General features: G+C 30.3%; 9 protein-coding genes. 2 read left to right on the top strand and 7 right to left on the bottom strand.

What is annotated here, in order from left to right:
- Window positions 1-129: 129 nt before the first annotated feature.
- Window positions 130-270 carry a hypothetical protein gene (locus tag BKP35_RS19605; protein WP_169819218.1) on the bottom strand — a complete coding sequence of 47 codons (141 nt, stop codon included), beginning with the start codon at window positions 268-270 and terminating at the stop codon, window positions 130-132.
- A 240-nt stretch (window positions 271-510) separates the two neighbouring features.
- On the opposite strand from BKP35_RS19605, the gene BKP35_RS12440 reads away from it, so the two are divergent.
- Window positions 511-1,389 (top strand): helix-turn-helix domain-containing protein, encoded by an 879-nt coding sequence (locus BKP35_RS12440; protein ID WP_071313684.1) that lies wholly within the window; start codon window positions 511-513, stop codon window positions 1,387-1,389.
- A 371-nt stretch (window positions 1,390-1,760) separates the two neighbouring features.
- Here BKP35_RS12440 and BKP35_RS12435 read toward each other — a convergent pair whose 3' ends face one another.
- Together BKP35_RS12435 and BKP35_RS12430 are read right to left on the bottom strand one after the other, a co-directional pair.
- A complete protein-coding gene (locus BKP35_RS12435) occupies window positions 1,761-2,210 on the bottom strand; it encodes a GNAT family N-acetyltransferase (protein WP_071313683.1) in 450 nt (149 codons plus the stop codon).
- Window positions 2,211-3,155: 945 nt separating this feature from the next.
- Window positions 3,156-3,629: a YkyB family protein gene (locus BKP35_RS12430; RefSeq protein ID WP_071313682.1), complete on the bottom strand. Its 474-nt coding sequence runs from the start codon at window positions 3,627-3,629 to the stop codon at window positions 3,156-3,158.
- 234 nt (window positions 3,630-3,863) lie between these two features.
- Here BKP35_RS12430 and BKP35_RS18975 point away from each other — a divergent pair, with 234 nt between their 5' ends.
- Entirely contained in the window at window positions 3,864-4,040 is a 177-nt protein-coding gene (locus tag BKP35_RS18975) for an aspartyl-phosphate phosphatase Spo0E family protein (protein WP_084031634.1), read from the top strand.
- A gap of 250 nt (window positions 4,041-4,290) precedes the next feature.
- On the opposite strand, the gene BKP35_RS12425 is transcribed toward BKP35_RS18975, so the two are convergent.
- The 4 genes from BKP35_RS12425 to BKP35_RS12410 all read right to left on the bottom strand — a co-directional run.
- Entirely contained in the window at window positions 4,291-4,533 is a 243-nt protein-coding gene (locus tag BKP35_RS12425; protein WP_071313681.1) for a hypothetical protein, read from the bottom strand.
- 19 nt (window positions 4,534-4,552) lie between these two features.
- A complete protein-coding gene (locus BKP35_RS12420; protein ID WP_071313680.1) occupies window positions 4,553-5,089 on the bottom strand; it encodes a hypothetical protein in 537 nt (178 codons plus the stop codon).
- Window positions 5,090-5,193: 104 nt separating this feature from the next.
- Window positions 5,194-5,712 carry a hypothetical protein gene (locus tag BKP35_RS12415; RefSeq protein ID WP_071313679.1) on the bottom strand — a complete coding sequence of 173 codons (519 nt, stop codon included), beginning with the start codon at window positions 5,710-5,712 and terminating at the stop codon, window positions 5,194-5,196.
- A gap of 174 nt (window positions 5,713-5,886) precedes the next feature.
- On the bottom strand, window positions 5,887-6,360 hold a 474-nt coding region (locus tag BKP35_RS12410; protein ID WP_337959645.1), incomplete at its 5' end, for a hypothetical protein.

Raw genomic sequence — 6,360 nt, 5'->3', positions numbered from 1 at the left:
TCATTATGAAGTCCTCCTTGGTTAACTAAGTTAGGGGTCATCTCGGTGCACGATTTGACACCCCGTATCATACCAGGAGGGCTCTTTTTTTTTCAAGTCCCCGAAAATCCTTCTAACAGGAATGCTCCTTTAATTTTGTTCGAAATAATCAACTACTGGAAGTCCGTCATCGGATTTCGGTTCAAATTCCTCAGAGGCAAAAGTTGAACTTGCTGTAAAAAGAGATGAAATTAAAATTAATGAGAATAGAAAAAATAATCTTTTGTTCATTTCGATATAACCCCCTTTCCTGTTTAGTTAAAAAATACTAAACTTTTAATCTTGTAACAAAGTGGAAAAAAGGAGTTGTTTCGGAATGTAGTTAATTTAGAATGGAGATTGTGCAATAAAGCTGTCGAAATTGAAGGGTTGGGTGAATATATTCACCTTAGTAACTCTTCTAAAATTTCTACATTTGTATTATTATGGTAAAATAAACTTATTAAAAATTGTTACAGGGGTGTTGTTTTCGTGGAGAATAATATAGGGGTTAAAATCAAAAACTTACGAGAGTCTTTAGGTTTAACTCAATCGCAATTAGCTGAAGGGATTTGTGATCGCACTTTCGTAACTAAGTTAGAAAAAGGTAACATAACCCCTAGTTCAGAGATGTTATATAAATTATGTGTAAAGTTAAAAATTTCAACAAATGATCTGCTTGTGTATATGGATGAAGATAGTTATAGATATACACAAGCATTTATGGATGATGTACGACAAGCTGTGTTAAAACGAGATTATGAGGATGTTAAAAAGATTATTAATAAGCACATTTCCTCCCCTAGATTCGATAGTGGTATATTAAGAGGTTTCGTTCTTTGGCACCAAGCCTTAATTTTGTATTACATAAATAAAGAAAAAGAAAAACCGTTTCACCTATTCAATGATGCAATCAAGGAACTTAACGAAACTGTGAATGTTGATAGCTTAAAAATGAAAATTGAAATTCTGATTAGTAAAGCAAATCTTCACTTTAATCTATCTCAATATGCAGACGCTTTGATATCATACAAAGAAGCCGAAGATTTTATCAGTAAGATCTCTAAAATAGATATAAGTGACATTAAAATAAGATTGTTTTATAATTTTTCAGCCTATTATATTAAAATATGTGAATACGAAAACGCATTAAAGTATTGTGAACTAGGTATTAGAACCTGTACTGGAACAAATAGTATGCAATCTTTAGGAGAATTGTTCTACCATCAAGGTTTATGTAAGGCTTTATTAAAACGAGATGGTTTCGAAAAAGACTTTATGAAGGCATTAACGATTTTTGAATTGAAAAATAATAAAAAGTTTTATAATTTTGTTATGGAAAAATCAGAAAAATATCTTAAAAGAGAATAACAGGATCTTACATCAGTAAGGTCCTATAAAAAACTAAATTATTGTTAACTTAAAACACCTATACAAATGAATCTCTTCAAAATTCATTTGTTCAAGCGTATTTACTTCTCATAACCTACTTTGTATATACCAAATTTTCATTGTAATAATATTATCAAGAGTATTGTTTAAATTTCTAAGCACTTTACTAAAAAAATCCTGATTTTTTTCTTGTTGCGCATTATAGGTCAAATACGAAAGACGATTTCATTTTTAGCAATCGTCTCTTAAGAGAACTATTTAATAACCCGTATGGTTGAACTGTGCAGCAAAAGGAACCCTTGTTTTTGTCTTCCTTCTTCAACATAAGGGAGTGTTACTTCAATAAAAGATTACAATTTCTTTTCAAAAATGGTTATGGATATTTGTTCTTTCACCATCACTTCTTTAATATTTATAAATCCATTCTTTTTATAAAAACTAACAGCTGGTACATTTTTAGAACCTGTTGATACTTTTATCGTTTCAACCTTGAACGTACTTTCAATGAAATTTAATAGCATTTGTGCAATTCCTTTTCTAAAATGGTTTGGATGTACTATTAACCTATGAATATCAACTTCCTCGTCAACTATTTTAATAGAAATTCCTCCGCATAATTGTTCATTTTTATAATAACCAATGAAAGTTTCTTCGCAATGTTGCAAATTATAAACTGTATCCTTTAATGGGGGTATTTCATAGGAACCAATTATTTCTGCCTCTACCTTATATGACGGTATTTGAACATTTAAAACATCCCTAGCGTGTTTTCTATTACTAATATCAATTGTTTTTATCATAGGTCACATCCACTTATTATCTTCTTCCACAATCTGCGTTACTTCAAGTACGCTTTTTCCAATTTCAATGCTTACTTCGTTATCTTTTATCAATAAGTGCAACTTTACTATTCTGTATAAATATAACTGTCTATACAGCTTCACATTTTGGGAGAATTCAGAGTGAGTAATAAACATACTGTCTCACATACATCATTTAAATACTAGAAACACTTTCCTACCTCTTTACAATTTAGTTAAGAATCTCTTAGGTGTACTATTTCGAATCCTATTTTTTCAAGCTTCGACTTAATTTCTTCACTTACAGCTTTCAATTTAATTATTAATTTATACTGAGCTCTACTCATTGCAACATAGTAAACCCTATGAGACTCTTTATTCATATCAGGGTTTATTAGGAAATCTAGTTCTTTACCTTCATTTTCATAAGAGAGAGTTATACAAACTGTGTCGAATTCTTCACTAACTTATTTTCAGATACCCATCACCAGAAAAATAAGCAAAATACCACAGCTTGAAACTACCATCTAAAACTTATTACTTTTACAGAAATTAATGTGAACTTAGGGACTTTTCAGGAAATATGGAAAGGTCCAGCACACCTAAATAATAGTAAAATGGAGGTGTCTTTATTATTTTTATATAAAAACTTAAAATCCAAATTAAATAAAATACTTTTCTCGTTTAACGAATTAATAACCCGTTAAACAAAGTTCGTATTTTCTTTAAATAATCATTGGTATACATGAATTTCTAGCTAAAATATCTCGTTAAACCTGAACAGTAAAATATGAGCTGAAAAATGCTCTTGTTTAACAACCTCCACCTTCTATAAAAGATAGCTTTTTAAATTATTACTATAGTATTTAGATGTATTATTTATGTTAAAGTTTACAAGATAAAGAATAAGTATTTCTATTTTTGAAGTGCTTTATAATTCAAGATTTAGTAATAAGGTCGAAAAGGTTGTCGATCATCTAAGTAGCGACAAACAAAAATAGATCTATTTTGTTTAATTGAACTTTTCCGTCGGTTTTTACGCTTTTTGGGAGGCGGTTCTAAAGTATACTTTTCAAGTTCCGCCACTGCATAATACAAAGCAGGAACATATTTAGGTTTAGGATTACAAAATTCAAATCCTCTTTTTTCAAGTAATGGTAGAGTAAGGTCTTTTTCGGTAGGTAACAAGAAGAAATAAAAGTCTGGCGTGTCTGGTCCACTAACTCGATAAACAACTACAAGATCGTTAGAACGTGTGGGTTGGTATAGCCCAAGACTTTCGGCTAATTTTTTTTGCTGAAGTTTTAAAATAGTTTTTTGTTTCAACTGATAAAGCTCTTGTTTTTTGAGGTGGTCTTCCTCCCTTTTTAATAATACATCTACAACATACAGAGCACTAATAATAAAAGAAATATCCATACTATCTCACCTTTTTCATTAGTCAATGTCTATATAATATTTTAAATAATTCGAAATAATATGTCTAGTTAAAGCCTATATTTTACTGTGATTTCTCAGTACGTAGAATTAAATTGAACAATTTTGTCGTTTAATTAGTACTTTTGTCGAAACTATTAACAGTCGGTAATACCTGTTATAAAATGGTACTCGTTGTGTTTATTCGTTTATTGTAGGAGATTAGTATAATGAATAATGAATAATAAAAAACTTAAAGACATTGAGTTAGAAATTAACACCTTACGTTCCTGCATGATATCCAAAGCTCAATTAAAGGGGATTAACCACCCCGAAACTATAAAAATAAGTCAAGATTTAGACATACTATTAAATGATTACCAGCAATTAAGGACACACGAAAATAAAAAGTAGTTATTAATTATTACTTTGGTTCTATGCTTTTCTGGAAGCAAATCATACGGAATTGTGATCATCAACTAAATGGCCCAGTTTGGCTCAGTTAAATAACACACATAGATATAAATTAAATTTAGAAACTAATGTCATTCGTCATAGATCCTGAATTTACGACAATTGATTAACATATTTAAAATCCTTCATCAGCCATTTCTGGTTATGTTGTTCGTATTGTTCAATATTAAATCTTTTAATATTAAATCTTTTAATTTTTGCTTTTCTTTTCGATTAAGCTATCAACTTTTTCTTCAATTCTCTTTAAACGCTTGTTATTTTCCCTACTGTTTCTAAAAACCGAAACGATAATAAATATAATACCAACCCAAAAGATTAACATTATTAGTTGGTAAATTATATGAGTAGTCCAAGGAATACTTTCAAACATCATATTTTTCTCCCCCTTTTTTACTAATGCTTTCGTTAGCTTAATATTTACTCTTTTAATCATCAGTTTTCAAGAGCTTCCCTTAGCCCCTTCCCCCTTGACCTTGAAATTCTTGAGACCATCTTTCGCTAATATAGCTATTTAATTCGGAATTGATATTAGATAGTTGATTGTACCACTCTTTATTACTAGCTTCTCCTAAAGTTTCTTCTAATTTTGCCAAAACATCGTTGGTTATTTTCAGTCTTTCTATATATATCTCTGCGTTCTTGTCTAACGCATCCATATCATCTTCCGCATAATTTATAGAAATTTCATTCAGTGGTGGAAGAAGAATCACATAAAAATTATCTACATTTCCAAGTCGATGAGAAGCAGCTAAGGAACTGACTTTTACATAATATCGTGCAAATTGTACCTCGTCCCCTTGACGCAACTGTTTCAGTACATGGTCAAAAACTTCCACTTCAAAATTCCACATAACTTCCTCATGGTTAAGCCTATATTTCAGTCCAATCATGTTTTTAAAAGAACTTGTTTCATTAAAAAAATGATAATTCATTCCCAAAGATGATACTAATAGCATTATTACTATTATGGAAATTAGATTTTTTTTCAAGCGGTTTCCCCCTACCAAATTTTTTATAAACCTGCTCATTACTAAAACAAAAGTATCACTGCCACTGTTCAAGTATCGCACGTCGTTAATGGAATAAGTCTCCATTACTTATTAAAAAACTCAAACTTATCATTTATAAAATTATTTATTTCGGAATTAGAATTCGTTAGCTCTCCATACCATTTCACGTCCTCTAAACCTAACGTCTCTTCCATTTTGCTATAAATTTCATTCATCACAATAATTTTTGACTTAGTATATTCTGCTTTAACTTCAATTGCTTTTATATCACCCTTTTCATAAAGACTCGCAATTTCATCTAATGATAACGCGATTCGGTTATAGTAACCTCCCACACTTCCCTTTATATTAGAAACAACACTGTTGACCCTAGTTCTATAAACATCATATGATTTTACATCACCATCAAGTAATTCACTGACTTTTTTTTCAAAAACTACAACATTAACTATTGAATTGGCCTCGGCATGTTGATTAAAATAATCTCGTCCTACCATACTTTTTATAGATTTATTTTCATTAAATAAATGAATATTGAAATACAAAGATATAAAACCAAACAGCAATAGTAAAATAATAATTATATTTTTCTTTTGCGCCATTTTCCCACCTCTTTAATCATTGCCGATTTAAATTTAAACACCTTAAAATACTTTTCTTTAACACTTAATGGACATTACTCCTTATTGGAGTAATGGAAGCTCAATACTTCAATAAGCAGCGTAACCGTAGCAACGACAGTTCCTCAACTATTGCGTTTATTAATGGAATAAAAACTACCCAACGTATTGGAGAATCAACTGATATATTGCTACGCAAAGTCCTAAAATACTTGCTTTCACTTTGGAATGATGGTTTCTTTTACTACGAAACATGTATAAAAAAACAACTATAAATCCCAAGGGAAGCCATAACTCAAAGATACCTTCTGTCGTATTTCGAGTAAAAATTGGAACAATCGTTGTACTAATAAGAAAGTAAAAGAAAACTGTAAAACGTCGTGTTTCTAGTTGCTTACTCCACCGTACTAAAAAGAAAATAATTATTATTACAATGATTGCAATGTGTAAAGGTGGGGGTAAAATACCAAAATCACCAAACTTGAAATGCATGTTATACAGCCCTCCCTCTATAAATATTGATATACCAACGGTTTGAGCCGTTGGAGAAGTACCAAAAAAATATTTTTCGACACGACCTCTAACATTATTTTTATAATATGTGAAACTATGCCAATTGGTGGGTACGCT

Source organism: Anaerobacillus arseniciselenatis (genome assembly GCF_001865995.1).
In the GTDB taxonomy this organism is placed as follows: Bacteria; Bacillota; Bacilli; order Bacillales; family Anaerobacillaceae; genus Anaerobacillus; species Anaerobacillus arseniciselenatis.
Note: the sequence above shows the minus strand (reverse complement) of the source record. Positions and strands in the feature narration are given on the sequence as shown.